This is a genomic window from Streptomyces virginiae, assembly GCF_000720455.1.
Taxonomy (GTDB): domain Bacteria; phylum Actinomycetota; class Actinomycetes; order Streptomycetales; family Streptomycetaceae; genus Streptomyces; species Streptomyces virginiae.
In genome coordinates this window covers 190,630-217,092 of the sequence record NZ_JOAK01000004.1, presented here as the reverse complement: position 1 = coordinate 217,092, position 26,463 = coordinate 190,630, and the positions used below count along the sequence as shown (strand labels likewise).

At 71.8% G+C, this 26,463-nt stretch carries 23 protein-coding genes and 1 pseudogene; 16 read left to right on the top strand and 8 right to left on the bottom strand.

The annotated features are described in order from the left end of the window. Positions 1–207: 207 nt before the first annotated feature. Positions 208–1,080, bottom strand: coding sequence for a L,D-transpeptidase family protein (locus IG86_RS0109315; RefSeq protein WP_078848113.1), 873 nt, complete (start codon positions 1,078–1,080; stop codon positions 208–210). Positions 1,081–1,259: 179 nt separating this feature from the next. On the opposite strand from IG86_RS0109315, the gene IG86_RS0109305 reads away from it, so the two are divergent. Both IG86_RS0109305 and leuE read left to right on the top strand, forming a co-directional pair. Further along, positions 1,260–2,840 (top strand): acyl-CoA mutase large subunit family protein, encoded by a 1,581-nt coding sequence (locus IG86_RS0109305; protein ID WP_030822782.1) that lies wholly within the window; start codon positions 1,260–1,262, stop codon positions 2,838–2,840. 45 nt (positions 2,841–2,885) lie between these two features. Continuing rightward, positions 2,886–3,536 (top strand): leucine efflux protein LeuE, encoded by a 651-nt coding sequence (gene leuE / locus IG86_RS0109300; protein ID WP_030822785.1) that lies wholly within the window; start codon positions 2,886–2,888, stop codon positions 3,534–3,536. Positions 3,537–3,602: 66 nt separating this feature from the next. Here the strand turns inward: leuE and IG86_RS0109295 are convergent, their stop codons facing one another. Together IG86_RS0109295 and IG86_RS0109290 are read right to left on the bottom strand one after the other, a co-directional pair. Further along, complete coding sequence (locus IG86_RS0109295) at positions 3,603–4,937, bottom strand: polysialyltransferase family glycosyltransferase (RefSeq protein WP_030822788.1); 1,335 nt, start codon at positions 4,935–4,937, stop codon at positions 3,603–3,605. Next, positions 4,937–5,917: a glycosyltransferase family 2 protein gene (locus IG86_RS0109290; protein WP_030822791.1), complete on the bottom strand. Its 981-nt coding sequence runs from the start codon at positions 5,915–5,917 to the stop codon at positions 4,937–4,939. The genes IG86_RS0109295 and IG86_RS0109290 overlap by 1 nt, the downstream gene beginning before the upstream one ends. Before the next feature lie 176 nt (positions 5,918–6,093). Here IG86_RS0109290 and IG86_RS0109285 point away from each other — a divergent pair, with 176 nt between their 5' ends. From IG86_RS0109285 to IG86_RS0109235, 12 genes and pseudogenes are all read left to right on the top strand, one after another. Then, positions 6,094–7,458, top strand: a complete 1,365-nt coding sequence (locus IG86_RS0109285) for a DUF6716 putative glycosyltransferase (RefSeq protein WP_030822793.1) — start codon at positions 6,094–6,096, stop codon at positions 7,456–7,458. Next, positions 7,455–7,820, top strand: a pseudogene (locus IG86_RS44235) (acylneuraminate cytidylyltransferase family protein); the annotation flags it as partial. The gene IG86_RS0109285 and the pseudogene IG86_RS44235, both read left to right, overlap by 4 nt. 420 nt (positions 7,821–8,240) lie before the next feature. Then, positions 8,241–9,149: an N-acetylneuraminate synthase family protein gene (locus IG86_RS44230; protein ID WP_030663896.1), complete on the top strand. Its 909-nt coding sequence runs from the start codon at positions 8,241–8,243 to the stop codon at positions 9,147–9,149. Positions 9,150–9,163: 14 nt separating this feature from the next. Beyond that, entirely contained in the window at positions 9,164–10,471 is a 1,308-nt protein-coding gene (locus tag IG86_RS0109275; RefSeq protein WP_420894076.1) for a hypothetical protein, read from the top strand. Between the two features lie 137 nt (positions 10,472–10,608). Beyond that, complete coding sequence (locus IG86_RS0109270) at positions 10,609–11,853, top strand: amidohydrolase (protein ID WP_030663891.1); 1,245 nt, start codon at positions 10,609–10,611, stop codon at positions 11,851–11,853. 229 nt (positions 11,854–12,082) lie between these two features. Then, positions 12,083–13,141 carry a BMP family lipoprotein gene (locus IG86_RS0109265; RefSeq protein ID WP_030822800.1) on the top strand — a complete coding sequence of 353 codons (1,059 nt, stop codon included), beginning with the start codon at positions 12,083–12,085 and terminating at the stop codon, positions 13,139–13,141. Between the two features lie 231 nt (positions 13,142–13,372). Then, positions 13,373–15,031, top strand: a complete 1,659-nt coding sequence (locus tag IG86_RS0109260) for an ABC transporter ATP-binding protein (RefSeq protein ID WP_078905860.1) — start codon at positions 13,373–13,375, stop codon at positions 15,029–15,031. Next, entirely contained in the window at positions 15,028–16,143 is a 1,116-nt protein-coding gene (locus IG86_RS0109255; protein ID WP_030822807.1) for an ABC transporter permease, read from the top strand. The genes IG86_RS0109260 and IG86_RS0109255 overlap by 4 nt, the downstream gene beginning before the upstream one ends. Continuing rightward, the gene (locus IG86_RS0109250) at positions 16,140–17,402 is read left to right on the top strand and encodes an ABC transporter permease (RefSeq protein WP_030896187.1); all 1,263 of its coding nucleotides are present in this window, start codon (positions 16,140–16,142) and stop codon (positions 17,400–17,402) included. Before IG86_RS0109255 ends, IG86_RS0109250 begins: the two co-directional genes overlap by 4 nt. Further along, positions 17,399–17,797: a cytidine deaminase gene (locus IG86_RS0109245; protein WP_030822813.1), complete on the top strand. Its 399-nt coding sequence runs from the start codon at positions 17,399–17,401 to the stop codon at positions 17,795–17,797. Before IG86_RS0109250 ends, IG86_RS0109245 begins: the two co-directional genes overlap by 4 nt. Before the next feature lie 102 nt (positions 17,798–17,899). Next, entirely contained in the window at positions 17,900–19,177 is a 1,278-nt protein-coding gene (locus IG86_RS0109240) for a thymidine phosphorylase (protein ID WP_030663876.1), read from the top strand. Positions 19,178–19,273: 96 nt separating this feature from the next. Beyond that, positions 19,274–19,864, top strand: a complete 591-nt coding sequence (locus IG86_RS0109235) for a Uma2 family endonuclease (protein WP_030896184.1) — start codon at positions 19,274–19,276, stop codon at positions 19,862–19,864. 2 nt (positions 19,865–19,866) lie between these two features. Here IG86_RS0109235 and IG86_RS0109230 read toward each other — a convergent pair whose 3' ends face one another. The 3 genes from IG86_RS0109230 to IG86_RS0109220 form a co-directional block, all read right to left on the bottom strand. Next, entirely contained in the window at positions 19,867–20,247 is a 381-nt protein-coding gene (locus tag IG86_RS0109230; RefSeq protein ID WP_030822819.1) for a hypothetical protein, read from the bottom strand. Positions 20,248–20,277: 30 nt separating this feature from the next. Next, on the bottom strand, positions 20,278–20,469 hold the full coding sequence (locus tag IG86_RS0109225; RefSeq protein WP_030822821.1) for a hypothetical protein: 192 nt from the start codon (positions 20,467–20,469) through the stop codon (positions 20,278–20,280). Between the two features lie 278 nt (positions 20,470–20,747). Next, positions 20,748–21,758: a sigma-70 family RNA polymerase sigma factor gene (locus tag IG86_RS0109220; RefSeq protein ID WP_030822824.1), complete on the bottom strand. Its 1,011-nt coding sequence runs from the start codon at positions 21,756–21,758 to the stop codon at positions 20,748–20,750. Between the two features lie 187 nt (positions 21,759–21,945). Here IG86_RS0109220 and IG86_RS0109215 point away from each other — a divergent pair, with 187 nt between their 5' ends. Next, complete coding sequence (locus IG86_RS0109215; RefSeq protein WP_157854798.1) at positions 21,946–23,298, top strand: MFS transporter; 1,353 nt, start codon at positions 21,946–21,948, stop codon at positions 23,296–23,298. A gap of 2 nt (positions 23,299–23,300) precedes the next feature. Here the strand turns inward: IG86_RS0109215 and IG86_RS0109210 are convergent, their stop codons facing one another. Continuing rightward, the gene (locus tag IG86_RS0109210) at positions 23,301–24,014 is read right to left on the bottom strand and encodes a L,D-transpeptidase family protein (protein WP_030822830.1); all 714 of its coding nucleotides are present in this window, start codon (positions 24,012–24,014) and stop codon (positions 23,301–23,303) included. Positions 24,015–24,103: 89 nt separating this feature from the next. Further along, positions 24,104–25,387, bottom strand: a complete 1,284-nt coding sequence (locus IG86_RS0109205) for an MFS transporter (RefSeq protein WP_030896180.1) — start codon at positions 25,385–25,387, stop codon at positions 24,104–24,106. 120 nt (positions 25,388–25,507) lie between these two features. On the opposite strand from IG86_RS0109205, the gene IG86_RS0109200 reads away from it, so the two are divergent. Continuing rightward, a complete protein-coding gene (locus tag IG86_RS0109200; protein WP_037697606.1) occupies positions 25,508–26,428 on the top strand; it encodes a LysR family transcriptional regulator in 921 nt (306 codons plus the stop codon). Positions 26,429–26,463 lie beyond the last annotated feature (35 nt).

Genomic DNA, 26,463 nt, shown 5'->3' with positions numbered 1-26,463 from the left:
GGCTCTGCGCAACCGGCGCGGGCGGGGCACGTTCCCCCGGCCCTGCCCGCGCCCTTTACTTCGACCCGTGCAACGGGACAGGCCGTCCGTTTCGCGACACGCCGGTACGGCGGGTCGCGAAACGGACGGCCTGATGTGTTTCTCCGGCCCGGGGCCGGCGGTGGTCGGGGCCCGGATCCCGGGCCCCCGGTGTCACCCCGTGCGGGCTCACCAGTAGACGACGACCTTGTCGCCGACCTGCACGTCGTCGAAGAGCTTCGACAGCTTGCCCTTGTCCCGGACGTTCACGCAGCCGTGCGAGGCGCCGGCGTAGCCGCGGGCCGCGAAGTCCGCGGAGTAGTGCACGGCCTGGCCGCCGCTGAAGAACATCGCGTACGGCATCGGCGTGTGGTAGATCGTCGACGTCCACTCCTTGGCCTTCCAGCCCACGTTGAACACGCCCTCGCGGGTCGGGGTGTTCTCCGAGCCGAAGCGCACGTCCATCGTCGAGACGACCTTGCCGTCGATCATCCAGGCGAGGGTGCGGCTCTCCTTGCTGATGCACATGACGCGGCCCGTCATGCAGCGCGGGTCCGGTGCGGCGACCTCGTTGACGGTCGGCGGGCGCAGCTCCTCGGCGGTGGGCTTCTTGCTGGAGCTCTGGATCTTCTTCCAGGTCTTCTCGTCGACCCCGCCGGTCGCGTCCAGGCCGTTCTTCGACTGGAAGGACTTCACCGCGGCCGTGGTCTTCGAGCCGTAGAAACCGGTCGGCGCCACCGTCATCAGCTTGAGCTGCTTCAGACGGGCCTGGAGCTCGCGGACCTGCTCGCTCTCGTCGCCGTTGGCCATGATCTGCTTCACCGAGGGCGAAGGCGAGGCCGACGGGGAGGCGGAGGCGGACGCCGAGGCCGACGGCGAGGGCTCACCGGGCTTGTTGTCGGCGGTCGGAGAGGCTTCGGGGGTGGCGCCCGCCGTGGGCGATGACGGTGCCGCGGAGGAGGAGCCGGCCGACTCCGTCTTCTGCGGACCGCAGGCGGTCGCGGCGAGCGCGACGGCGGCGGCCACCCCGATCGTGCGGATTATGACTCTCTGGCGCTGCATTGCAGTCCCCCGGTTTCTACGTCGTGTATCTAGGTGATGCCTGGCGCGCGTGGAGAGTTGCACAGGGTCCCGGGATGTTGCGCCATTGTGACCAGCAACCGTCCGCAGCCTTACGAAGCGACGCGCGGGCAAGGTTGTATCAGCCCCGGGCCCGGTTGCTCTACGGAGGACTTCGTCACATGGCAAGCACGGAGAGCGGAATCCCGGTCGAACCGGTCTACGGGCCGGGCGATCTGACGGAATGGGACCCAGAGGTCCAATTGGGTGCACCTGGGGACTTCCCCTACACCCGGGGGATTTATCCGAACATGTACACCGGTCGGCCGTGGACGATGCGGCAGTACGCCGGTTTCGGCACGGCCACCGAGTCCAACGCCCGCTACCGCCAGCTCATCGAGGGCGGCGGCACCGGGCTGTCCGTCGCCTTCGACCTGCCGACCCAGATGGGCCACGACTCCGACGCGCCCCTCGCCCACGGCGAGGTCGGCAAGGTCGGGGTCGCCGTCGACTCGCTCGACGACATGCGCACGCTGTTCGACGGGATCCCCCTCGACCGGGTCTCCACCTCCATGACGATCAACGCGCCCGCGGCGCTGCTCCTGCTGCTCTACCAGCTGGTCGCGGAGGAACAGGGCATCGCGGGCGCGCAGCTGACGGGGACGATCCAGAACGACGTCCTGAAGGAGTACATCGCCCGGGGGACGTACATCTTCCCGCCCGGCCCCTCGCTGCGGCTGACGGCCGACACCTTCCGCTACTGCCGGGCCGAGATCCCCCGGTGGAACACCATCTCCATCTCCGGCTACCACATGGCCGAAGCGGGGGCCTCGCCCGCGCAGGAGGTGGCCTTCACCCTCGCCGACGGGATCGCCTACGTCCGAACGGCCCTCGCGGCCGGGATGGCGGTCGACGAGTTCGCGCCCCGGCTGTCCTTCTTCTTCGTCGCCCGCACCACCCTGCTGGAGGAGGTCGCGAAGTTCCGCGCCGCCCGTCGGATCTGGGCCCGCGTCATGCGGGAGGAGTTCGGGGCGCGGGACCCGAAGTCGATGATGCTGCGCTTCCACACCCAGACCGCCGGCGTGCAGCTCACCGCGCAGCAGCCCGAGCTGAACCTCGTACGCGTCGCCGTGCAGGCACTGGCCGCCGTGCTGGGCGGCACCCAGTCGCTGCACACCAACTCCTTCGACGAGGCGATCGCGCTGCCCACGGAGAAGTCGGCCCGCCTCGCGCTGCGCACCCAGCAGGTCCTCGCGCACGAAACGGACGTCACCCACACCGTGGACCCCTTCGCCGGGTCGTACGCGGTGGAGCGGATGACGGACGAACTGGAGGCGGCGGCCATGGACCTGATGCGGCGGGTCGAGGAGCAGGGCGGGGCGGTGGCCGCGATCGAGGCCGGCTTCCAGAAGGCCGAGATCGAGCGGAACGCCTACCGCATCGCGCGGGAGACCGACAGCGGGGAGCGGGTGGTGGTCGGGGTCAACCGCTTCGCGCTGGAGCGCGAGGAGCCGTACGAGCCGCTGCGCGTGGACCCGGCGATCGAGGAGCGGCAGTGCGCGGCGCTGGCGCGGCTGCGGGCGGAGCGCGACGGGGCGGCGGTGACGGCGGCGCTCGGAGCGCTGAAGGAGGCGGCGGCGGGCGCGGCGAACGTGCTGTACCCGATGAAGGAGGCGCTGCGCGCACGGGCCACGGTGGGCGAGGTGTGCGGGGCGCTGCGGGAGGTCTGGGGGACGTACGAGCCCACCGGTTCCACATGGTGAAACCCATTCGACTGTCAGGTGTGTCCTCATGGGACACTCCTGCCCATGCTGGGTGTCACCGATCTGCCGACGTACCTCGCCGGCCTCGTCCTGATCATTCTGTTGCCGGGACCGAACTCGCTCTACGTGCTGTCCGTCGCCGCCCGCCGCGGTGTGCGCACGGGCTACAAGGCCGCCGCCGGGGTGTTCACCGGCGACGCCGTGCTGATGGCCCTGACCGCCGTGGGCGCCGGGGCGCTGCTCCGGGCGAGCCCGCTGGTCTTCACCGTGGTGAAGTTCCTCGGCGCCGGGTACCTGGCCTGGCTGGCCGTCGGGATGATGCGGGGCGCCTGGGCGCTGTGGCGCACGCGCCGGGAGCGGGACGAGGCGCGGGCCGCGGGCCCCGCCGACCCTGCCGAGAACGAGCGGCCCTACCGCCGCGCCCTGCTGATCAGCCTCCTGAACCCGAAGGCCATCCTCTTCCTGATGTCCTTCTTCGTGCAGTTCGTGGACCCGTCCTACGCCTACCCGGCGCTGTCGTTCCTGGTCCTCGGCGGGCTGCTGCAGACCGGCAGCTTCCTCTACCTGACCCTGCTGATATTCGGCGGCACCCGCCTCTCGGAGGCCTTCCGCCGCCGCAAGCGGCTGTCGGCCGGGGCGACCTCGGCGGCGGGCGTGCTGTTCCTGGGCTTCGCGGCCAAGCTCGCCGTCAGCTGACGCCCCTCGGCTCGGGACGCGTGAGGTCAGAACGCGTCAGGTCAGATCACGTCAGGTCAGAACGCGTCAGTTCAGGACGCGGCGCAGGGTCCGGGCCATGCGCCGCACCGTCCGGCTGCGCGGCAGGAACGACAGCTGCGCGGGAATGCCGCCGGGCAGGCCCAGCGTCGTCAGCCGGCGCCGCGTGAAGTACCGCCAGGTCGTGGGCGTCAGATGCGCGGCCAGGTACGCCTCGGCCGCCGCCCGGCGCGCGGCCAGGATCTGCGGCTGCATCGTGAACCCGACCGCCGTCAGGAGCCCGGCCCGCTCCGCTCCCGCCCGCCCGACGGACGCGGGCGTCCACGCGCGTACCGCCTCCGGGTCCGCCAGGTCCGGCAGCAGCGAGTCCACCAGTGCCAGCGGCACCCGGTTGCTGTTCTGGTACGGGGCCAGGCGGGCCAGCACCGTCCCGGTGCCGGTGCGCGCGACCGGCAGGCCGTACAGCGTCGCGGCGGTCAGCAGGCCCGTGGAGAAGCAGCCGACGACCAGCGCCGGGCGCAGCCGCTGGTAGAGGGTCTCGGCCAGCACCGGGGTGCCGGCCACGGTGAGCCGGGCGCCGAGCCGTTCGGCCTCCGCCGCGGCCCGGCGGGCGTACTCGGCCGGCGCGCTGGGGTGGGGCTTGAAGACCAGCTCCCGGTGGCCGAGCGCGAAGGCGCCCCGGACCATCGAGGCGTGCAGCTCCTCCTCCTCGTCGGCGGTCATCAGGTCGAGCGCCGACAGGTACTGGCCCAGCAGCAGGGCCGGGGACTCCCCGACGCCGTCCAGGTCCGCACCGTGCGGGGGGAGCTCCGCGAGGACCTTCAGGAAGGACTCCGTGGGCACCAGCTCCAGCCGCGCCCCGAACTCCGTCAGCAGCAGCGGCTGCAGGCCGGGCACCAGATCCAGGTGGAGCACCCGCCGTACGCGCATCCCGAGCTGCGGGTCGAGGCGGAAGCGGGTGGGGCCGTAGCTCATCAGCCCGTCGGCGTAGACGTCGACCGCCGCGCCCGGGAAGAGCCGGCACAGGGACTGGGCGGGGGGCACCTGGAGGGATTCCACGATCAGCTCGACCCGGTCCTCGCCCAGGCCCCACAGGGTGCGCAGCTGCCGCTCCCAGATCGGGACGTCCTCGGCGCGCGGGGCCCAGGTGCTCGGGTGCTGCGGCTCGATCACGGTGTTCCAGTCGAGCACCTCGTCGAAACGGGTGCGCAGAGCGGCGAAACCCGGCATGCCCGCCACTCCCGGGGCCACCTCGGCGGTGACGGCGTGGTTGCTGGTCAGCAGGATCCGGCGGCCCGCGGGCGGGAAGCAGCCCGCGTCGACGCCCGCCGCGAGCGTGGCCGCACCGTAGAGGGTGGAGGCCAGGAAGATCTGCGTGAGCATCAGGCGGTCGCCCCCGACGGGGTGCGGCGGCTGCCGCGCAGGCGGCGCAGGACCGTGGAGCGCTCGACGTCCATCGCGTCCAGCACCTGGTCCAGCACGTCCTGGGGCATGCGGCCGAGAGCGGCCGCACTCATGAGGCGGAGTTTCTTGGCCACGGCCGGTTCGTACCTTTCGATGGACCCGAAATGGTGCGCGATAATTGCGCAATACGTTCGGACGGATTTCGGGAGCAGGAGATCGAATTCCCGGTCGGTGGCGACGTCGGCGAGGACCTGGTCGAATGCCCGGATGAAATCGAGCTGCCGTTCGTCCCTGATCTGCGTCAACGAGGTGGAAACCCCGCGCCGGTAGAAGACCCCGGGCAGTCCGACCGCGGCGAAGGACTCGGCCTCCCGGTGCAGCCGCCAGATCCACGGCCGGTCCTCCGCCGTGCGCAGCCCGTCGGTGAAGTGCAGCAGGCCGCGGTCCAGCAGTCGCCGGTGGTACAGGCCGGCCCAGGCGTACGGATAGTCCACCGAGGTCGCCCGGTCGGCGGGCAGGATCGCGCCGCGCGGATCGGCGACGACGGACTGCGGACCGAAGGGGACGCGCTGCACGCTCCGCGTCCGGCCCGTGCACCGTACATGGTCGGTGCGGATGAAATCGCAGTTCAGGGCCTCTATGGCGGCCAGCATCCGGGCCAGGTGGCCGGGCGCCAGCCAGTCGTCCCCGTCCAGGAAGGCGAGGTACTCGCCGCGGGCCGCGTCCAGCCCGGTGTTCCGGGCGGTGGCCAGGCCGCCGTTGCGCTCGTGTCTGAGGTGCACCGCCCCCGGCAGCTCGCGCGCCGCCCGTTCCAGCAGGTCGGGCGTCCCGTCCGTCGAGCAGTCGTCGACGAGCAGGAACTCGAAATCCTCCCGGGCGTTCAGTTCGAGACTCTTCAGGGCGTCCGGCGCGTATGTCTGCACGTTGTGGAACGGCACGACAACAGAGAGCTTGGGCACCCGCGAGACATTAGGGCGCCGCCCGGCATTCACTGTGGCCCGGACGCGGATTTCACGTGAACGGCGCGGGGCGGGCGGGTTAACCCGTGCGCTTTCGCATTCAGTCGACGCGTTGTTAACCCGCTGTTGTGCGTTCGTTGGGCCGATCACCGAAATTGCGCAATAGCTTCTGCCGCGTGCCAGAACGCAAACGCGTCGCCGTACTCGCCGATTCCGACACGAGATGGAAATGGGGCGCATCGACCGCCCGTCGTCTCGTGCCCGACCACCAGCTCACCGGATACCTGCTGCGCGGCCGTGCCACGCCCACCGCGCGCCAGCTCGGCGAGGTGGGGGTGCGGGCCGACCGGCTGGCCGAGGTGACCTGCGCCGAGTTCCTCGCCGAGATCGAGCGCGAGCACTACGACGTGGTCGTCCTCGCGCTCGTCGGCGGGGCCGTCCAGGCCGTGCTGCACGGGGCCCGCGCCCTGTGGCCGGCTCCCGCCCGGCGCCCCGTACTCGTCACCGGCTACGTCGGAGTCGTGTACGAGAAGCTCGCCGACGGGCTGCTGCTGCGGCACGGCGCCGACCTCGTCCTCGCCAACTCCCGCCACGACGCGGAGCGCTTCCGCGCCGTGTACGAGGGCGTCGGCGCGGACGCCGGCGCCGTCACCGAGACCGCGCTGCCCTTCCTCGGCGGGGCCCCGTACGAGCCGGCGGGGAGCCGGGCCCACACGGTGGTCTTCGCCGTGCAGCCCTCCGTACCCGACAACCGCGGCGACCGCGCCTACCTGCTGGAACGCGCGGCCCGCCACGCCCGGCTGCACCCCGAACGCGAGGTGCTGGTCAAGCTGCGCAGCAAGCCCGGGGAGCACACCACGCACCTGGAGGAGCAGCCCTACCAGCGCCTCGCCGAGCGCGTTCCGGGCGGGCTGCCCGCCAACTGCCGCCTGGTGTACGGGAACATGAGCGAGGTGCTGGACGGCACCGACCTGCTGGTCACCGTCTCCTCCACGGCCGCCCTGGAGTCCCTGCACCGCTCCATCCCGACGGCGGTCCTCACCGACCTCGGCATCCGCGAGGCCCTCGGCAACCACCACTTCCTGGGCTCCGGCTGCCTGGCCTCGTGGGACCAGCTCGACTCCGGGCTGCTGCCCGAGGGCGACCCGGTCTGGCTGGCCGCCCACGGCGTACGGCCCGCCGGTACCCCGGACCCGTCCGGCCCGTCCGGGAAGGCCGCCGTCGGGACCGCCGCGGACGCGGACGCCGACGCCCACGCCGTCGCCCGGGCCAAGGTCGCCGGACTGCTCGCCGCGGCCCGGCTGCCCCCGCCCGCTCCCCATTACACGCTCACCACCGCCCCCGGATACCTGCCCGGCATCCTGGCCCGGCACCGCCTCGCCCCCGACGGCCGCCCGCTGCCCGGCGCCGCACGGCGGGAGGCGGGGGAGTCCCGGCTGCGCCGCCGGCTCCGGGCCCACCTGCGCGAGGCCGCCCGCGGGGCGTACCGGCACGGGGTGCAGCGCGTCGCCCCGGTGATCCGAAGGCTGGGGGAGCTGTGAGGGTCCTGGCCGTCGTCCCCGCCCGCGGCGGCTCCAAGGGGGTCCCCGGCAAGAACCTCGCCGACGTCGCCGGCACCCCGCTCGTCGCCCGGGCCGTCCTGGCCTGCCGGGCCGCGCCGACCGTCACCGACGTGGTCGTCTCCACCGACTCCGAGTCCATCGCCGAGGCCGCCCGCGCCGCGGGCGCCGACGTGATCGCCCGCCCCACCGCCATCTCCGGCGACACCGCGAGCAGCGAGGCCGCCGTCCTGCACGCGCTCGCCGCCTTCGAGGAACTGCACTCGCTCACCGTGGACGTGGTCCTCCTCGTCCAGTGCACCAGCCCCTTCCTCGCCACCTCCGACGTCGAGTCGGTCGCCGTGGCCGTCGCCACCGGGGCCGCCGACTCGGCCCTGACCGTGGCCCCCTTCCACGGCTTCCTCTGGCGCGAGGACCCCGACGGCTCCTGGACCGGGGTCAACCACGACCCCGCCTTCCGGCCCCGCCGCCAGGACCGGCCGCAGGATCTGCTGGAGACCGGCGCCGCCTACGCCATGGACGCGGCCGGCTTCCGCACCGCCCGCCACCGCTTCTTCGGCCGCACCCTGCCCGTCCCCACCGATCCCGCCCGGGTCCTGGAGATCGACGACCCCCACGACCTGGCCCGCGCACGGCTGCTCGCCCCGCTGCTCGACCCGCGCCCCGGCGCACCGGAAGACCCGCGGCCCGACGCGGAAACCGCCCCGCACCCCGACCCGCAGCCCACACCCCGTACACCCCCGCACCGAAGGACGTCCCCTGCCATGACCTCCCTCCCCGACCCGCGCCTGCGTACCTTCGGAGCGCGCACCGCCGGCCCCGGCCGCCCCGTCTACGTCGTCGGCGAGATCGGCATCAACCACAACGGCGACCTCGGCAACGCCTTCGCCCTCATCGACGCCGCCGCCGAAGCGGGCTGCGACGCCGTGAAGTTCCAGAAGCGCACCCCGGAGATCTGCACCCCGCGCGACCAGTGGGACATCGAGCGCGACACCCCCTGGGGCCGGATGACCTACATCGACTACCGCCACCGCGTCGAATTCGGCGAGGACGAGTACCGCGCCATCGACGAGCACTGCGCCAAGCGCGGCATCGACTGGTTCGCCTCCCCGTGGGACACCGAGGCGGTCGCCTTCCTGGAGAAGTTCGACGTCCCCGCCCACAAGGTGGCCTCCGCCTCCCTCACCGACGACGAGCTGCTGCGCGCCCTGCGCGCCACCGGCCGCACCGTCGTGCTGTCCACCGGCATGTCCACCCCGCAGCAGATCCGCCACGCGGTGGAGGTGCTCGGGAGCGCCAACATCCTGCTCTGCCACGCCACTTCGACGTACCCGGCCAAGGCCGAGGAGCTCAACCTGCGGGTCATCAACACCCTGCGCGACGAGTACCCCAACGTCCCGATCGGCTACTCGGGCCACGAGACGGGCCTGCAGACCACCCTCGCCGCCGTCGCCCTCGGCGCCACCTTCGTCGAGCGCCACATCACCCTCGACCGCGCGATGTGGGGCTCCGACCAGGCCGCCTCCGTCGAGCCCGGCGGCCTGGCCCGCCTGGTCCGCGACATCCGCACCATCGAGACCGCCCTCGGCGACGGGGTCAAGCGCGTCTACGAGTCGGAGCTCGGCCCCATGAAGAAGCTCCGCCGCGTCCGCGGCGAGCTCGCAGCCGTCTAGGGGGTCTCTCGGGGATGTCCGGCGGATCAGGGTCGGACACCCCCCCCGGCCCTGTCCGGCTCCGGTCAGGCGCGTTCCGTCCCGCCCCACGACAAGGAGTACGTGTGAGCACCTCCGCCTCCACCCTGGCGTTCGTCGAGAGCCCGGTCCAACTCCTCAACGTGCTGGAGTGGGCGTACGCGCGCGCCGCCGCGCCCGGCAGACCGCTGGACGGCGTCCCGAGCCAGCGCGCGCGCCGCGCCGGCCGGGCGGCGCGGAAGGAGCCCGGCCCGCGCCCGGCGGGCGCGCTCGCGCCCGTGCGGATCGTCGTCCTGCCGCCCACCGACCCCATGTCCCGCGGCCAGCTGCGCCGGATGGCGGCACTGGCCCGGGACGAGGGGTGCGAGGTGCGGTGGCAGGAGGCCCGCGGCAGCCGGCTCGCCCCGCTGAAGGCGCTCGCCGCACTGGCGGGCGACGTCCGCGCGGCGCGCACCGTCGTCGTCGGCGACCCCTTCTCCCGCTACGTCCAGCTCCTGCTCACCCTGGTGCGCGCCGAGGAGCTCGTCGTGGTCGACGACGGCACCGCCACCATGGAGTTCGCCGCGCAGACCGCCCGCGGCGAACGTCTCGTCCGCTGGCACCGGGTCGGCGGCGGCGGGCTGCCCGGGCGCGTCCGCGAGCTGGCCTACGCGCCCGTCTCGGCGGCCGCGCGGCGCCGCTTCGTCCCGGACCGGGCCGTCGCCGGCGCCGGTGCCGGGCCGGGGTCCGGGCCGGAGTCCGGACCGGGGAAGGCCCGCCGCGTCGAGGTGTTCACCTCCATGCCGGTCACCCCGCACGGCGGGATGACGCTGCGGCCCAACGAGTTCGCCTGGACCCGCGCCCGCTTCGGCCCGCCCCGCCTCACCAGGGGCACCGACCTGGTCGGCACCTCGCTCGTCGAGACCGGCGTGGTGGACCCCGAGCGCTACCTGGACGCGGTCCGCTCCCTCACCCTGGAGCACGGCGCCACCCGCTACTTCGCGCACCGCCGCGAATCCCCGGAGAAGCTGCGCGCGCTGAGCCGGGCGACCGGGCTGGAGATCGTACGCCCGGACCTGCCGCTGGAGCTGATCGCGCGGCGCGGTCCCGTCGGCCGGACGATCCTCAGCTTTCCGTCCACGGTCGTCCACACGCTGCCCTACGCCCTGACCGGTACCGGTGTCACCGTCGCCGTATGCGATGTGGACCCGTCCTGGCTCACGGGCTCCGCGTCCCCCCGCGCACGCAGCTTCCTCGCGGGCGTCACCGACACCGCTCGTGATGTGCACAGACTGCCTGCCCAGGCGGCGCCCACGGCCGGATGAGCGCGCGAGTTTACCCCCGCGTCAACCCGGTCATGCGTCCAGAGGCAGTGTTTCTTTCCCCTAACGGCATGAACTTTTCGTGATCCCCGGTCAGTTGACCCATCCGTGCGCCTACCCTTCAACGGGTGAACCAGTTGATGTCCCGCGAGTCCCAGACCCTCCAGCCCGTCGCGTCCGACCGGCCCGAGCTGCCCGGCAAACTTCCGGACCACCTGCGCACCGAACTGATCGCCTTCCGCCGGGACTTGCACATGCACCCGGAGCTCGGACACCAGGAATTCCGCACCACCGCGGCGATCAAGGCCAGGCTTGAGAAAGCCGGCCTGCGACCACGGGTCCTGAAGTCCGGCACCGGCCTGATCTGTGACGTGGGCACCTGGGACGGAGGCCGGCCGATGCTGGCCCTGCGCGCGGACATCGACGCCCTGCCCATCCCGGACGCCAAGACGCACGTCTCGTACCGCTCGACCTCCCCGGACCGCGCCCACGCCTGCGGCCACGACGTGCACACCGCCGTCGTCCTCGGCGCCGGCCTCGTCCTCGCCGAGCTCGACCGGCAGGGCCTCCTGCCCCGGCCCGTACGGCTGCTGTTCCAGCCCGCCGAGGAGGTGCTGCCCGGCGGCGCCACCGACGCCATCGAGTCCGGGGTGCTGGACGGCGTGGGCCGGATCGTCGCCGTCCACTGCGACCCCCGGGTCGACGCCGGCCGGATCGGACTGCGGCCCGGCCCCATCACCTCCGCCTGCGACCGGCTGGAGGTCAGCCTCACCGGATCCGGCGGGCACACCGCCCGGCCGCACCTGACCACCGACCTGGTGACGGCCGCCGCCCGCGTCGCCGTCGACGCCCCGGCCCTGCTCGCCCGCCGGATGGACGCCCGCTCCGGCATGTCGGTCACCTGGGGCCGGATCGAGTCCGGGCACGCCTGCAACGTGATCCCGATGCACGCCGAGCTGTCCGGAACCGTACGGTGCCTGGACCTCGCGGCCTGGCACGAGGCGCCGGACATGATCCACGCGGCGATCGACGAGATCGCGACCATGCACGGGGCCAAGTTCGAGATCAACCACGTGCGCGGGGTGCCGCCGGTGGTCAACGACCCGGTGATCACGGAACTGCTGCGCGAGGCGATGGGGGCCCGCCGCGGCGCCGAGTCGGTCGAGGACACCGAGCAGAGCCTGGGCGGGGAGGACTTCTCCTGGTACCTGGAGCACGTGCCGGGCGCCATGGCCCGCCTCGGGGTCCGCACGCCGGGCGACACCGCCAAGCGCGACCTGCACCGCGGGGACTTCGACGTGGACGAGGACGCGATCGCCGTCGGGGTCGAGTTCTTCACGGCCGCCGCACTGATCGACGGCCGCCGCACACCGCCTTCCAGGTAGCGGTCCGGCCGGTCTCCGTACAACATCGGCGAGCCTTCCGGCGGACGTGTCCAGCCCTTGGTACACAAGGGCTGGACGCCCTGGCAGTTACCGATCGGTCACTGTCCGGTTCGCGACGATCCGATAACGACTCATGAACGGGCCTTTAACTGACATCTACGCGCGTTACGATCGCCGCGAAACCAGCGCCGGTCGTGGCGCTTCGGTCAGGTTTTGAAGGAGCCTCCCCTTGCGCCGGATCACCAGGATCGCCACCGTGGGCATCGCGTCCGCGGCGCTGGCCCTCTCGGCCACCGCCTGTGGCGGAAAGAAGTCCTCTGACGCCTCCTCCTCCCCCTCGGAGTCGGGTCAGAAGTCCGCAGCCATCGCGTACGACATCGGTGGCCGCGGCGACCAGTCGTTCAACGACGCCGCCTACGCCGGTCTGAAGAAGGCCGAGACGGACCTGAAGATCAAGGGCGCCGAGGCGGAGCCCACCGACGGCGAGGGCGAGGCCGACAAGGTCCAGCGCCTCACCGAGCTCGCCCGCAAGGGCAACAACCCGGTCATCGGCGTCGGCTTCGCCTACGCCCCGGCCATCAAGAAGGTCGCGCCGAAGTTCCCGAAGACCACCTTCGGCATCATCGACGACACCTCGGTCACGGGCGAGAACATCGCCAACCTCGTCTTCAACGAGGAGCAGGGCTCCTACCTGGCCGGCGTCGCCGCCGCCAAGGCGTCCAAGACCGGCACGGTCGGCTTCATCGGCGGTGTCGAGGTCCCGCTGATCAAGAAGTTCGAGGCGGGCTTCGCCCAGGGCGTCAAGGACACCAACCCGAACGCCAAGGTGCTCTCCGCGTACCTGACCCAGCCGCCGAACTTCGACGGTTTCGCCAAGCCCGACCTGGGCAAGGCCGCCGCGCAGGGCCAGCTCGACGCGGGCGCCGACGTGATCTACGCCGCCGCCGGTCTCGCCGGTTCCGGTGCCATCGAGGCCGCTTCGGCCAAGGGCAAGTGGGCCATCGGCGTCGACTCCGACCAGTACAACCAGGCCGGTCTGGCGAAGTACAAGGACTCCATCCTGACCTCGGTCACCAAGGACGTCTCGGACTCCGTCTTCAACCTGATCAAGTCGGTCGAGGACGGCAAGCCCGCCACCGGTGAGATCCGCTACGGCCTGGACAAGGACGGCGTCGGCCTGGCCGACTCCAACCCGAAGTACAAGGAGATGACCGACGTCATCGCCGCGGTGGAGAAGGCCAAGGCCGACATCATCGCCAAGAAGATCACCGTCAAGACCGCCCCGTAAGGCAGTCCCTGACGTGTAGTCCTGGTCTCCGGGGTCCGGGAAGCGGTCGACATCGCTCCCGGGCCCCGAGCCACGTTCTGTGATCACTAGTCTGTGACCACGTGGCCGTACTGGCCGCGAGTTTTCACTTCCGACAGTGCTACGCGCGTAGAAGCATCGTGGACGCGATACTTTCACTCCCCGCCCTGTCCCCCCTGCCTTCCGCTCCTTTCGCGCCAAGGAGAGTGCGTCATCAACGCGTCCAGCCCGCCCCCCGCCGTAGAACTGCACGGCATCACAAAGCGCTTCCCCGGCGTCGTCGCCAACAAGGACATCGCGATCACCGTCCGCAAGGGCACGGTCCACGCCCTGATCGGTGAGAACGGCGCCGGCAAGTCGACTCTGATGAAGATCCTCTACGGCATGCAGAAGCCGGACGAGGGCACCATCGCCATCGACGGGGAGCAGGTCGCCTTCAACACGCCCGGCGACGCCATCGCCCGTGGCATCGGCATGGTGCACCAGCACTTCATGCTCGCCGACAACCTCACCGTCCTGGAGAACGTCGTTCTCGGCGGCGAGAAGCTGTACGGCATCGGCGCCAAGGCCCGTAAGAAGATCATGGAGATCTCGGACGCGTACGGCCTCGGCGTGCGCCCCGACGCCCTCGTCGAGGACCTCGGCGTCGCCGACCGCCAGCGCGTGGAGATCCTCAAGGTCCTCTACCGCGGCGCGAAGATCCTCATCCTCGACGAGCCGACCGCAGTGCTCGTGCCGCAGGAGGTGGACGCACTCTTCGACAACCTGCGCGAGCTCAAGTCCGAGGGCCTGACCGTCATCTTCATCTCGCACAAGCTGGGCGAGGTGCTGAAGGTCGCCGACGACATCACCGTCATCCGGCGCGGCACCACGGTCGGTACCGCCGACCCGAGGACCGCCACCCCCAAGCAGCTCGCCGAGCTGATGGTCGGTGCGGAGCTGCCGTCGCCCGAGACCCGCGAGTCGACCGTCACGGACGTCCCGATGCTCCAGGTGGCGGGCCTGACCGTCGCCGCCGGCGGCGCCGTCGTCGCCGAGCCGGAGGTCCTGGTACCCGCGGCCCCCGCGGACTCCTCGACCCACGAGGTCGTCGAGGCCGGCCGTCTCCTGCTGGACGACGTCAGCCTCACGATCCACAAGGGCGAGATCCTCGGCATCGCGGGCGTCGAGGGCAACGGCCAGACGGAGCTGATCGAGGCCCTCATGGGCATGATGGCCCCCGACGCGGGCGTCATCACCCTGGACGGCGCGGACATCACCAAGATGTCGGTGCGCAAGCGCCGCGAGGGCGGCATCGGCTACATCCCCGAGGACCGCCACCGCCACGGCCTGCTGCTGGAGTCCCCGCTCTGGGAGAACCGCATCCTCGGCCACGTCACCGAGGCGCCCAACTCCAAGAAGGGCATCCTCGACCCGAAGGCGGCCCGCAAGGACACCGAGCGGATCGTGCGCGAGTACGACGTGCGCACGCCCGGCATCGACGTCACCGCGGCCTCGCTCTCCGGCGGCAACCAGCAGAAGCTGATCGTCGGCCGCGAGATGAGCCACAACCCGAAGTTCCTCATCGCCGCCCACCCCACCCGCGGTGTGGACGTCGGCGCGCAGGCGCAGATCTGGGACGCGATCCGCGAGGCCCGCCGTGAGGGCCTGGCCGTGCTGCTGATCTCCGCCGACCTGGACGAGCTCATCGGCCTGTCCGACACCCTGCGCGTGATCTACCGCGGCCGCCTGGTCGCGGACGCCGACCCCGCGACCGTCACCCCGGAGGAGCTCGGCACCGCCATGACGGGCGCCGCCTCGGGGCACCTGGAAGCAACCGACAACCACTCCGCCGCTGCCGACGGTGACACGACGGAGGACGAGGCCCGATGAAGAAATTCGACAAGGACCGGCTGCTGCTCGCCATCGCCGGGCCCCTGCTCGCGCTGGTCAGCGCCTTCGTACTGACCATGATCGTGCTGGCGGCGACGGGCATCAACCCGATCGAGCCCCTGCGCATCATGGTCGAGAACGGTGGCTACGAGGACGTCCAGATCCTCATCGTCAACCAGGCCGGCACGTACTACCTGGCAGCCCTGGCCGTCGCCATCGGCTTCCGGATGAACCTCTTCAACATCGGCGTCGACGGCCAGTACCGCCTCGCCGCGATGATCTCCGCCGTGGTCGGTGGCGCCATCGCGCTGCCCGGTCCGCTGCACATCCTGCTGATCGTGGTCGTCGCGATGCTGACCGGTGCCTTCTGGGCCGGTATCGCGGGTGTCCTCAAGGCCAAGCGCGGTGTGAGCGAGGTCGTCTCGACGATCATGCTCAACGCCATCGCCACCAGCCTCATCGCCTGGCTGATCCTGCCGAAGAACCTCGGCGTGCAGGTGGAGGGCTCCAACGACCTCACCACCGGTGAGATCGCCCAGTCCGGCTGGTTCCCGGCCCTCTCCATGGGCGACTCGGGTGAGATCTACGGCTTCACCTTCATCGCCTTCGCCCTCGGCGTCGTCTACTGGTTCGTGCTCAACCGCACCCGCTTCGGCTTCGACCTGCGCGCCAGCGGCGCGAGCGAGTCCGCCGCCGCGGCCTCCGGTGTCGACTCCAAGAAGATGATCATCACCGCGATGCTCATCTCCGGTGCCGTCGCCGGCCTGTCCGGCATGCCGGTGCTGCTCGGCGAGAGCCACACGTACACCCTGGTCTTCCCCGTGGGTGTCGGCTTCACCGGCATCACCATCGCCCTGCTCGGCCGCAACAGCCCCGTCGGGATCTTCTTCGCCGCCCTCCTGATGGCCTTCATCGACAAGGCGTCCGCCGGCCTCGACACGGCCGGTTACGCCAAGGAGATCGGCACGATCATGAAGGGCCTGATCGTGATCGCGGTGGTCGTCTCGTACGAGCTCATCCGCCGCTACGGCATCCGGCGCCAGCAGCAGAAGGTCGGCGAGGAGCTGGCCGCGGGCCACGCCATGAAGACCGAGAAGGAGGTCGCGGCGTGAGCGCCAGCACCGTTTCCACGAAGAAGGCGGCGCCCGCTCCGGGCAGCCGCAAGAAGCTCACCCTGCCGTGGATCCTGCTGATCATCGCGGGTGGCCTCGCGCTGGTCTCGCTGGTCCGCCTGATCTCCGGCGCCAACGACCTGACCTCCGTCGGCCAGGTCTCCGGCGCCCTCTCCCTCGCCGTGCCGATCGGCCTCGCCGGTCTCGGCGGTCTGTGGGCCGAGCGCGCGGGCGTCGTCAACATCGGCCTCGAAGGCATGATGATCCTCGGCACCTGGTTCGGTGCCTGGGCGGGCTACCAGTGGGGCCCGTGGACCGGTGTGCTCGTCGGCATCGCGGGCGGCGCCGTCGGCGGCCTGCTGCACGCGATCATCACGGTCACCTTCAACGTCAACCACATCGTCTCCGGTGTGGCCATCAACATCCTCGCGCTGGGCTTCACCCAGTACCTCTCGAACTTCACGTTCGCCGAGGCGCCGGGCGGCTCCTCCAAGCAGTCCCCGCAGGTCGAGCCGATCGCCAAGATCACCATTCCGGGGCTCTCGGACTGGATGGCCGACCTCCAGGCCAAGCACTGGTTCTTCGTCTCGGACCTCGCCGGCGTCATCGGCGGCCTGATCACCGAGATCTCGCTGCTGACCATCGTGGCCCTGCTGCTGATCCCCGCCACCTGGTGGGTGCTGTGGCGGACCTCCTTCGGTCTGCGCCTGCGCTCCTGCGGTGAGAACCCGATCGCCGCCGAGTCCCTCGGCGTCAACGTCTACAAGTACAAGTACATCGCCGTGATCGTCTCCGGCGCCCTCGCGGGCCTCGGCGGCGTGTACCTGTCCGAGGTCGCCAGCCCCATCTACCAGGAGGGCCAGACCGGCGGCCGCGGCTACATCGGTCTCGCCGCGATGATCTTCGGTAACTGGATGCCGGGCGGCATGGCGCTGGGCGCGGGCCTGTTCGGCTTCATCGACAGCCTCAAGCTGCGCGGTGGCGCCGAGAACGTCCACGCGATGCTGCTGCTGATCGCGATCCTGCTGGTCATCGTGTGCGTCTGGCAGCTCTACAAGAAGAAGTACATCCAGGCCGGCATCTCGGCGGCCTTCGCCGCGCTGCTGTTCGTCTGGTACGCGCTGACCGACGCGGTGCCGAGCCAGTTCGTCGACGCGGCCCCGTACCTGACCACGCTGCTCGTGCTCGCCCTGTCGGCGCAGCGCCTGCGGATGCCCAAGGCGGACGGCATGCCGTACCGCAAGGGCCAGGGCAAGTGACCGCGGAGCACGCCGTGGACTGGGAAGCCCTGCGGACGCGCGCCCGGGAAGCGATGACCCGGGCGTACGCCCCGTACTCGGGCTTCCCGGTCGGGGTCGCCGCCCTCGTGGACGACGGCCGCATCGTGACCGGCTGCAACGTCGAGAACGCCAGCTACGGGCTGGGCCTGTGCGCCGAGTGCGGACTGGTCTCCTCCCTCCAGGCCACGGGCGGCGGCCGCCTCACGCACTTCACCTGCGTGGACGGCAAGGGCGAGATCCTCGTCCCGTGCGGGCGCTGTCGCCAGCTGCTCTACGAATTCGGCGGCGACGAGCTGCTGGTGGAGACCCCGGACGGGGTCCTGCCGCTCGCGGCGATGCTGCCGCAGGCCTTCGGGCCCGACCACCTGAGATAGCCGTGCCGACGGCCCTTCGCCCCTGCCGGGCGGAGGGCCGTCGTACTTCCGTTCCCTGAACCCCTCCCTCCCTCTCTCTATGCGCGTAGAAGGAAGCACCTCATGGACGTCATCTCCGTCATCCGGACCAAGCGGGACCGCGGTGAGCTGAGCCCCGAGCAGATCGACTGGGTCATCGACGCCTACACCCGCGGCGTCGTGGCCGACGAGCAGATGTCCGCACTGGCGATGGCCATCCTGCTCAACGGCATGAACCGGACCGAGATCGCCCGCTGGACCGCGGCGATGATCGCCTCCGGCGAGCGCATGAACTTCGACGCGCTGTCCCGTCCGACCGCCGACAAGCACTCCACGGGCGGCGTCGGCGACAAGATCACCCTCCCGCTGGCCCCGCTCGTCGCCGCGTGCGGCGCGGCCGTGCCGCAGCTGTCCGGCCGCGGCCTCGGCCACACCGGCGGCACCCTCGACAAGCTGGAGTCCATCCCCGGCTGGCGTGCGCTGCTCTCCAACGACGAGATGATGCACGTCCTCGACACCACCGGCGCGGTCATCTGCGCGGCGGGCGACGGCCTGGCCCCCGCCGACAAGAAGCTCTACGCGCTGCGCGACGTCACCGGCACCGTCGAGGCGATCCCGCTGATCGCCTCCTCGATCATGTCGAAGAAGATCGCCGAGGGCACGGGCTCGCTCGTCCTGGACGTCAAGGTCGGCACCGGCGCCTTCATGAAGAACATCGAGGACGCCCGCGAGCTGGCCCGCACCATGGTCGGCCTCGGCACCGACTCGGGCGTCAAGACCGTCGCGCTGCTCACCGACATGTCCACGCCGCTCGGCCTGACCGCCGGCAACGCCCTCGAAGTCCGCGAGTCGGTCGAGGTCCTCGCCGGCGGCGGCCCCGCCGACGTCGTCGAGCTGACCATCGCACTGGCCAAGGAGATGCTGGACGCGGCGGGCATCAAGGACGCCGACCCGGCGAAGGCCCTGGCCGACGGCTCCGCGATGGACCACTGGCGCCGGATGATCGCGGCCCAGGGCGGCGACCCGGACGCGACCCTCCCGGTGGCCCGCGAGCAGCACGTCGTCACCGCCCCCGAGTCGGGCGTCCTGACCCGCCTGGACGCGTACGGCGTCGGCGTCGGCGCCTGGCGCCTCGGCGCGGGCCGCGCCCGCAAGGAGGACCCGGTGCAGGCGGGCGCCGGCATCGAGCTGCACGCGAAGCCGGGCGACACCGTCACGGCCGGCCAGCCGCTGATGACCCTGCACACGGACACCCCGGAGAAGTTCGACTACGCCCTGGCGGCGCTGGACGGCACCTTCGACATCGCCGCGGCGGGCACGTCCTTCACCGCCACGCCGATCGTCCTCGACCGCATCGCCTGACCTGCGGCTTCCCTTTCGGGTGAACGGGACCGGTGGACCCCCGCCGGTCCCGTTCGGCATGCTGGGATCGGTGACGAACCGAATGAGGAGCACACCATGAGCGCACTCGCGGTCGAGCATCCACCCTTGAGCGGTGACGACTGGGACTCGACGATCGGCCTCTGGAAGGGGACGGGCGCGCCGAAGGGCTGCAAGGTGGAGATCATCGAGGGGATCGTCACCGTGGCACCACCGCCCGTCAACGACCACAACCTGATCGCGGATCTGGTGCAGCAAAGGCTGTACTCAGTGATCCCGGAAGGCTGGGGTGTATTCCAGACCCTCAACGCCGCAGTCCCGAGCCGCAGCGGTCTGTACATCCCGGATCTCGTCGTCGTCCCCAGGCAAGCCGTTCCCCGGGGCGAGAGCTTCACTCCCGCGGATGTCGCCGAGCTCGTCGTGGAGATCACTTCCCGGTCGAACGCCGTCCACGACCGTGTCGCCAAGCTCAACGGCTACGCCACAGCCGGAATCCCGCTCTACCTGCTCATCGACCCGCACGCGACCGGCAGCCCCACGATCCACCTGTACGGCGAGCCCAGTGACGGCGCGTACCGCGTCCTGTGGGCGGGCAAGTTCGGGGAAGCCGTCCCCATCCCGGCGCCGTTCGACCTCGCCCTCGACACCTTCAGCTTCCCGCGGCCCTGACCTCACAGCCGCGGCAGGGCCTCGCCCGGTCGCGGTTCGCGCCGCTGGTCCAGCCAGAACAGGTAGCCGCGCAGGTAGGCCTCCAGGCCGTTGTCGATGTGGGCGATGAAGTCCCGGTGGCCCTGGGCGGCGTCGTGGTAGTGGCCCAGGAACTGGGGGTCGTTGTTGTAGCCCCAGTGGGGGTGGGTGTCGGCGCCCCAGTCGGCGGCGATCGCCACGGCCCATTCGCGGACGCGCCCCCGGTCCGCCCACCAGTCGCGCACGGACTCCACGGTCCAGTGGTCGTCACCGTCCCAGTGGTAGCCCTCGTACAGGTCCAGCGAGGCCCCGCACAGTACGTCGAACACCTGGCCCTCGTCCGTGGGCCGGCGGAAGACGAACACCCCGCCGAAGCCACCGCCGTGATCGTCGTCCTAACAGATGTGGTCGGGGGCGTCCAGGCGCCCGATGGCCATCGAGTCGGTCTCGCCGGCGTAGAAGGGGCCCGGCACGTTGCGCCAGTTCCGTTCCTCCCACACGCCCTTGAACATGCTCGCCCTCAGGTGGGACGTGCTCTCGGTGAGTCGGCGGGCGGTGGGCATCGGGTCCCAGTAGGCAGGCTGCATCACACCATCGTCCGGCCGCGGCGATGAGTTCCGGCGGGTGCGGGAGTCATCCCCTCGTGACGACCACCCGACTCGTGCTGCCCGGACCCGGTCCGACCGCGCGTGACGCCGCAGACCTGTGCGCGCGCCTGGCCCGCCTGTACGAGGGCGGGGCGCGCGCGGTGGAGTGCGACGCGCGCGCCGTCACCGCTCCGCGGCTGGCCCATGTCGAGGCGCTGGCGCGGCTGCGGGTGACGGCGAGGGGGCGGCCGCTGCGGGTGACCGGCGCCGGGGAGGGCCTACGCGCCCTGCTGGACCTCGTAGGACTCGTCGAGCTGCTCGGGGAGGCCGAAGAGCGGGAACCACCGGGCCGTGTCCAGGAAGGCGTTGAGGCCGACGATCCTGCCCTCTGAGACCTCCAGCACCTGCAGCGCCCACGGGGTGTGCCCGGGGCCGCCGTCCTCGCGCGGGCGGTACTGGCCGAAGGCCGGCATGCCGTTCGCGGTCGTCGGGACGAGCCGGGAGCCCTTGCAGCCGATGCCCTGGTTGAGGTGCCACGCGGCGATGTCCGCCTTGCCCTGCAGCCACAGGTCGAACGGGGGCATGGACAGGACGGCGTCCTCGTGCAGCAGCGTCGTCAGGCGCGAGATGTCGTAGGCCTCGAAGGCGGAGAGGTACTGCTCCAGCAGCTTGGCCTGCTCCGCGTTCAGCGGGTCGGCCGACTCGCTCGCGCGCAGCCGCTGCCCGGCGAGCGTGGCCCGTGCCCGCTGGAGCGCGCTGTTCACCGACGCCACCGTGGTGTCCAGCAGCTGTGCGACCTCGTCCGCCTTCCAGGCCAGTACCTCGCGCAGGATGAGCACCGCGCGCTGTTTGGCCGGCAGGTGCTGGAGCGCCGCGACGAAGGCGAGCCGTACGGACTCCTTCGCGAGCGCGGTCTCCGCCGGGTCCGCGGTCTGCGGGAGCACCCGGCCGTCGGGGACGGGCTCCAGCCAGGTCACCTCGGGCCGCTGGTTGAGCACGGCGGAGGACTGGTGCTGCGGGGCGGTCAGGTCCATCGGACGGGCCCGCTTGTTGCCGGCGTTCAGCAGGTCCAGGCAGACGTTCGTGGCGATCCGGTAGAGCCACGACCGCAGCGAGGACCGGCCCTCGAACTTCGCGTGGCTGCGCCAGGCGCGGATGTAGGTGTCCTGCACGGCGTCCTCGGCGTCGAAGGCGGAACCGAGCATCCGGTAGCAGTAGCCGGTGAGCTCGACCCGGTACCGGTCCATCGCCGCATCGAGGTCGCCGCTCGTGGTCGCGAGGTCGCTCATGTCGGTCCATCCCCCTGACGTTCGTGGCTGCTTCGGAACCTACCGGAGGGGTCTGACAACGGCAGCCCGAAGCGAGGACAGGGCAGGTATATCGACATCAAGTATCTTGACGTCAAGATTGATGTGGGGCAGGCTTCCCCTGTATCTCGATGTCGAGATACTTCGACGGTGGGCGGGGAGGCCTGGGATGCGGCGCGGCGGGGAGATCCGGAAGGAACGGCGGCAGGGTGAACGGGAACCCGGCCTGCTGGCGCAGCTGCGGCGGCCGCCCGGCGGCCGCGACGCGCGCACCATGCTCCTCGCCCAGCTCCTGGACCGCGCCGGCACCGGCGTCTGGGCCGCGGCCTGCGTCCTCTACTTCACCTTCCTGGTCGGCCTCGACGCCGGTCGGCTCGGCATCCTGCTGGGGGCGTCCGGGGTGGCCGGCATCGCCGGATCCCCCCTCGCGGGACACCTGGCCGACCGCTTCCTCGTGCGCTCCCTGCTGATCGGCGCCCACCTGCTGCGCCTGGTCACCCTCTGCCTGCTGCTCGTCGTCACCGACTTCGCGCTGCTGCTGCCCGTGGTGGCCGTCACCCACCTGGGAGACCGGGCGGCCAAGACCCTGGAGATGCTCTTCGCCACCCGGGTCGCCGGCGAGCGGCGCGCCACCTACCAGGCGCTGTCGCGCAGTTCGGCGAACGCCGGCTACGCGCTCGGCGCCGGCCTGGCCGCGATCGGCCTCGCCGTCGGCACCCGGGGCGCCTACCACGTGCTCATCCTGGCCAACGCGCTGTCGTTCCTCGTGGCCGCCGCCCTGGTCTGGCGCACCCGGGAGCCGCGCGGCCGCGGGCTCGTCGCCGCACCCGCCGCGGGCGCCGCCCCGGCGGAGGGCCCCGCGGCCGCCGCCGCCGACGGCGGGCCGGGCCCCTGGCGGGACCGCGGCTACCTCCGCTTCGTCCTGCTGGACATCCCGATGAACCTCGACGACTCGATCCTGGGCATCGGCATCCCGCTGTGGCTGGTCAGCCACACCACGGCGCCGCACGAACTGATCCCGGCCTTCCTGGTCGTCAACACCGTGCTCGTCGTCGTCCTCCAGCTGCGCGTGTCGGCGAAGGTCCGGGGCCCCCGCCAGGCGGCGGGCGCCGTCGCCCTCTACGGACTGACCACCCTGCTGTGCTGCGTCCTGCTGGCCGCCTCCACCGGCGGCGGCGCGTGGACCGCCTCGGCCGCGCTGCTCGCCGCGGCGGTGCTGGCCACCGCGGCCGAGCTGATGCGCTCGGTCAGCTCCTGGGAGCTCGCCGTCTCCCTCGCGCCCCCGGAGGCGCGCGCCTCGTACCTCGGCGTGGCCGGCATGGCCCAGTCCGTCCAGAAGTCCGCCGGGCCGCTGCTGCTGACCGGCGCGGTGATGACCGCCGGCCCGGCCGGCTGGCTCGTCCTCGGGGCGGCGGTCGCGGGCCTCTCCCTCGTGCAACGCCGCGCCGCCGTGCGCCGGTTGGACCTCCTGGCCGGGACACCCGCCCCGGCCCCGGCCCCGGCCCCGGCCGCCTCCGCCTGACGCTACGTACCCGGCTTGCGCCCGTACACGTAGACGTCCTCGCCCTTCGTCAGCAGGTTCCAGTACGCCTTGGCGTCGGCGGGCCGCATGTTCACGCAGCCGCCCGAACCGGGCGGGTTCCACATGCTCTTGGCCGTCGAGTGGAAGGCGATGCCGCCGTCGAAGAACTGCGCGTACGGCATCGGCACGTTGTAGAGCGTCGACCAGTGGTCGATGCTGCGGTGGTAGATCTTCTTCAGGCCGGTCCGGGTCTCCGTGCCGTCCTTGCCGGTGCGCACCGGGACGGGGCCGTACTTCAGGGCGGCGCCGTCCTGGATCCAGCTCAGCTGCCGCGTCAGGTCCACGCAGGCGATCCGCCCCCGGTTCACCGGGCAGTCACCGGCCCTGTTCGGGGTGCTGCCCGCGGCCCGCTGGGCCAGCATCGTGCTCATCACCTGCCAGGTCAGCGGCCCGGCATAGCCCTGGGCCGGGCTGATGGCGTGCTTCGTCTGGAACGCCCTGACGGCGGTGCAGTCGGCCGCCGACTGCCTCCCGTCCACGGGCCGCCCCAGGAACTGCTCGACCTGCCGCTGGTACGGCCCGGTGGCCGGGTTGCAGGAGGCGGCCTCTGCCGTACCGCCCCCCGCGACCACCACCAGCGGCAGCGCCAGCGCCGCCGCCCCGCCCCACACCGCCGTGCGCCGGCCCGCTCGCCCGCGCGTCCTTCGCGTCCCCATCCGGTCCTCCCCTGCTCACCGCACTTCGTTCTCCGTGTTGAATGCCCGGAAAACGAGCAGGGGTTGCCTCCGGCGGAAGCGAAGTCCCGTCAGCGCGCGCCCGCCGCGGAAGCCGGTATGCGCCGCTGCGCGCGGGCCGCGTGCGTCCCGTACAGGGTGATCGACACGACGCCGAGCACCGCGAGCAGCGCGAGGGCGACCGTGGCCGCCCAGCCGGCCTCGTGGTAGGCGAGGGCGCCGAGGGTGCCGCCCGCGCTGGAACCGAGGTAGTACGCCGACTGGTAGAGCGCGGAGGCCTGGGCGCGGCCCGTCTTCGCCGTCCGGCTCACCGCGGCCGAGGCCACCGCGTGGCCCGCGAAGAAGCCCGCCGTGATCAGGACCAGCCCCAGTACGACCGTCACCAGGGAGTCCGACAGCGACAGCAGCAGCCCCAGCGCCGTGGTGGTCACAGCCAGGTACAGCGCGCCGCGCCGCCCCGTACGGGCCACCAGCTGGCCGGCGGCGGCGGAGGACACCGTACCGACCAGGTAGATCAGGAAGATCGACCCGATCACGCCCTGGCCGAGCGAGAACGGCTCGTCCACCAGGCGGTAGCCGATCACCGTGTAGACCGCGCCGAAGACCGTCATGAACAGCGCGCCGATCCCGTACAGCCGCAGCAGCAGCGGGTCGCGCAGGTGGCCGGCCACGGTACGGCCCACCGCCCGCGGGTTCAGCGACGCCGGACGGAAGAACCGTGCGCGCGGCAGCATCACCAGGAAGGTCACCGCGCAGACCAGCGCCATCACGGCGACGGCCGCCAGGCCCGCCCGCCAGCCCCCCAGCTGCGCCGCCCAGCTGGTGACGAGGCGACCGCTCATGCCGCCGATGGAGTTGCCCGCCACGAACAGGCCGATCGCGGCCACCAGGGCGCTGGGCCGGACCTCCTCCGCCAGGTACGCCATCGCGGAGGCCGGAATGCCGGCGATCGCCGCACCCTGCACGGCGCGCAGCACCACCAGCCACTCCAGGTTCGGCGCGAGGGGGATGAGGAGTGCCACGCCGACGGCGACCGCCATCGACCAGGTCATCATCCGCGTGCGGCCGAACCGCTCGGACAGGGCGCTCAGCGGCAGGACGAACAGCGCGAGGGCGCCGGTCGCCGCGGACACGGTCCAGCTGGCCTGACCCGCCGTCACCCCGAGGTCGTCGGAGATCGCGGGCAGCAGCGCCTGGGTGGAGTAGAGGAGGGCGAAGGTCGCCAGTCCGGCGGCGAAGAGCGCGAGGCTCATCCGGCGGTGGCCGGGGCGGCCGGGGGAGTGGGGTTCCGGTGCGGGGGACGACGCGGTGGAGGCACCCGGGATGACAGGTGCCCCGGTATGAACGGGAGGCATGCCTTCGACGGTAGGCCGGTGTTTTTCATGCGTCCAATGCACAGAATCGCGATAATCGATCCACTGCAGCATCAGCCCAGGTCAGGAACGCGGATGTCGACGAACCGTTACGTAGAAGACATGGCAGTGACAAGTCTGCTGGCGCCCCGGCTGGCGCATTTCGTCGCGGTCGCCCGGCACGAGCACGTCACCCGCGCCGCCCAGGAGCTGGGCGTACCGCAGTCCACGCTGTCCCGCGCCATGGTCCGCCTCGAACAGGACCTGGGCGTCTCGCTGTTCGCCCGCAAGGGCCGCACCGTCGCCCTCACCACGGCGGGCCGTACCTTCCTGGCCTCCGCCGAACAGGCCCTGGACGGCATCGCCCGCGCCGCCGAGTCCGTCCAGCAGGACGCCGACCCGGCCTACGGCAAGGTCGCCTTCGGCTTCCTCCACACCCTCGGCCCCGAGACCGTACCCGGCCTCATCCGCGCCTTCCGCGCCGACCACCCGCGCGTGCGCTTCTCCCTGGTCCAGAACTACGGCGAGGCCATGCTGGAGAAGCTGCGCGCCGGGGAACTCGACCTCTGCCTCACCTCGCCGCTGCCCGACGCCCCCGACCTCGTCGCCCGACGCCTCGACGAACAGCGGCTGCGGCTGGTCGTCCCCGACGACCACCGCCTCGCCGGCCGCAAGCGCATCCGCCTCGCCGAGGCCGCGGAGGAAACCTTCGTCACCCTGGAGGCCGGCTACGGCCTGCGCCGCATCACCGACGACCTGTGCGCGGAGGCCGGGTTCACCCCGCGCGTCGCCTTCGAGGGCGAGGAGGCCGAGACCCTGCGCGGCCTGGTCGCCGCCGGCCTCGGCGTGGCCCTGCTGCCGCCCCCCGCGGTGGCCCGCCCCGGGGTGGTCGAGCTGAACGTCACCGCCCCGCGGGCCGTCCGGGAGATCGGCGTCGCCTGGCTCGACGGCCACCCCGACACCCCGCCGGTCGCCGAGTTCAAACGCTTCCTGATCTCCCGCCGCGGCCGCCTCATCCCGGACCTGGAACCCCCCGTGGCGTGAGCCCGGCCCCGCCCGTAAACCTGTGGCCCCGCCAC